Here is a 2,565-nt window from a genome sequence, read left to right as displayed (position 1 = left end):
GGCCTCTACCCGGCGGATGTTGGCCGCCGAGGGGTAGGCGAAGAAGGCCATCAGCGCCAGGGAGATGACGCCGCCGATGACGTACGTCATCACCTGGCCCTCGGTGAGGACGAACGCGAGAGCGAGGGACACGAGCGCGACCAGCTCGCTGAGCACGAGGCGTAGGATCATCGACATCTGGTGCTTCTGCATCGCCTCACTCTTCGCCTTCTCCGGGGCGGTGCCCGGCGTGACCGGAGCGACCCGGAACCCGATCGCCGACAGGATGAGGGCGATGACGACACCGACCACGACCTGACCGCCGATGACATAGGTCGAGGGCACTGCCAGGTCGGCGTCGGGGACGCTGAGGTAGACGACCACCCCCAGCACCGCGATCATGCTCATGAAGGCGAGCGCCAGCATCTGAACCGAACGCAGGGCGGGTGTGGGCATCTGAGACTCCTCATCGACAGGTGACTGAGACGCAACCTAGCGGACGCCGGGGCCCGGGATGCGGTTCGCACCCCGGGCTCGGCGAGGCGGGTCAGCTCCGCCAGGTGATCAGTGCGTCGAGCGCCTCGATCCGTTCGGCGGAGACCAGCAACGGGTTGACCTCCAGCGATTCGAGCTCGTCGCCGAGAGCCACGGCGATCGCGCCGATCCTGGCCACGACGCCGGCCAGGGCGTCCAGGTCGACCGGCGCCTGCCCGCGAGCGCCGCGGAGGACGGCGACGCTGCGCAGCGACTCGACCGCTCGCCTGGCCTCGGCCTGGGAGACCGGCAGCAGGCGCAGCTGGGAGTCACCGAGGATCTCGACCCAGATGCCGCCCATGGCGACGGCCAGCGTGAGCCCCCAGGCCGGGTCGCGGACGACGCCGACGAGCAGCTCCGTACCGCTCGAGCGCATCGGCTGGACGACGGTCGTGCTGCCGTCGTGACCGGCCTTCGCCAGCGAGTCGGCGATCCGCGTCGCCGCCCTGCCGACCGCCTCCGCGTCGGCCAGCCCGAGCTCGACGCCGCCGAGGTCGCTCTTGTGCTCAAGGTCGTCGGCCGCCGCCTTCAGTGCCACGGGGAAGCCGACCTCCTCGGCCAGGCGTGCGGCTTCCTCGGGGGAGGTGGCCACCCGGGACGGCACCATCGGGACACCGTTGGCGGCCAGGAACCGGGCCGCGTGGAGTTCGGTCCAGGTGCCGGTGCGTGCTGGCAGCCCGTCGGGGACCGTCACCTCGACCGAGGCGGGCTCCTCCGTGCCCGCCTGATGGCGCCGGTAGGTCTCCGACCAGCGGACCGCGTGTCCCAGCGCGGTCATGCCGTGCTCGATGCCGCCGGCGATCTGTGGGTAGTCCGCCGCCTGGCGGAGCGCCCGGCCGGTCTCGTTGACGTCGATCAGGACGTTGCCCACGATCACGACTGGCTTCGGGGAGGAACGGATGACTCCGGCGGTGTGCCGGTAGGTCTCCACCGCTAGGTCGAAGTCGGGCGTCGCCCGGGGCATGTCCTGCAGCAGCATGATGACGTCGACGCCGGGGTCGGCCGCGACGACGTCGAGCGACTTCGACATGAGCTGGCGGTCGAGCAGCACGTAGCCGGTGACGTCGAGCGGGTTGTTCGGCGTCGCGAAGGGCGGCAGGACCCCGCGGAGCGCCGTCGTGGTGACCTCGGCGAACTCGGGCAGCTCGAGCCCCTCGTCCTCGGCGCGGTCGGAGATGATCTCGGAGGCGCCGCCCGAGGGGGTGACGACGCCGATCCGGTGGCCGGGGAGCGGTCCCGTCTCGGCGAGCATGCCGGCCGTGACCATCAGGTCCTCCAGCGAGCCCACGCGGATCACGCCGAGCTGACGGAAGGCGGCGTCGACGGTCTTGTCGTCGCCGACGAGCGCTCCCGTATGGGCCTGCGCGGTCCGGGAGGCCTTGGCGCTGCGGCCGATCTTGAGGGCGACGATCGGCTTGCCCGCGGCCAGCGCCCGCCGGGCGATCTCGGTGAACTCCTCGGGGTGGCGGATGCTCTCCAGGAAGAGCGCGATCACCTTGGTGTCGGGCGACTCGACCAGCGCGTTCATCACGTCGGTCACCGACATCACGGTCTCGTTGCCCATCGAGACCAGCAGGGAGATGCCGATGTTGCGTGCCTGGGCGAAGGCCAGCACGTTGCTGGCCAGCGCACCGCTCTGCAGCACGACACCGACGGAGCCGCCCAGGAGCGGGGGAGGGATCGGCAGGCCGTAGGGCGTGATCGAGTCGGCGGCGTTGATGAACCCGTTGCCGTTCGGGCCGAGAACGATCAGGTCGTGCCTGCGGGCGATGTCGGCGACCTCCTGCTCGCGGACCGTGCCCTCGCCGCCGACCTCGCCGTAGCCGGCGGTGAGGATGACGTAGTTGTGGATGCCGCGAGCGGCACCCTCCTCCAGCACACGCGGCACGACCTCGATCGGCGTCATGACGTACGCCAGGTCGACCGGCCCCGGGATGTCGGAGAGGCTCCGGTGGGTCTCGACGCCGTGGACGACGGGCGTCTTGGGGTTCACCAGGTGCACGTCTCCGGCGAAGCCGTGCTGGAGAAGGTTGTTGTAGGTGCTCGTCGACC

Annotated in this window: 2 protein-coding genes; both read right to left on the bottom strand. The window is 70.7% G+C overall.

Annotation, left to right across the window (positions count from 1 at the left end; translation table 11 throughout):
* Nucleotides 1-435, bottom strand: a 435-nt coding sequence (locus tag ACFVJS_RS27485; protein ID WP_378886719.1) for a hypothetical protein, incomplete at its 3' end; no start/stop codon positions are given.
* Between the two features lie 91 nt (nucleotides 436-526).
* On the bottom strand, nucleotides 527-2,565 hold a 2,039-nt coding region (locus ACFVJS_RS27480), incomplete at its 5' end, for an acetate--CoA ligase family protein (protein WP_378886718.1).

The sequence above is a fragment of the Nocardioides sp. NPDC057772 genome, assembly GCF_042798075.1.
GTDB lineage: Bacteria > Actinomycetota > Actinomycetes > Propionibacteriales > Nocardioidaceae > Nocardioides.
Note: the sequence above shows the minus strand (reverse complement) of the source record. Positions and strands in the feature narration are given on the sequence as shown.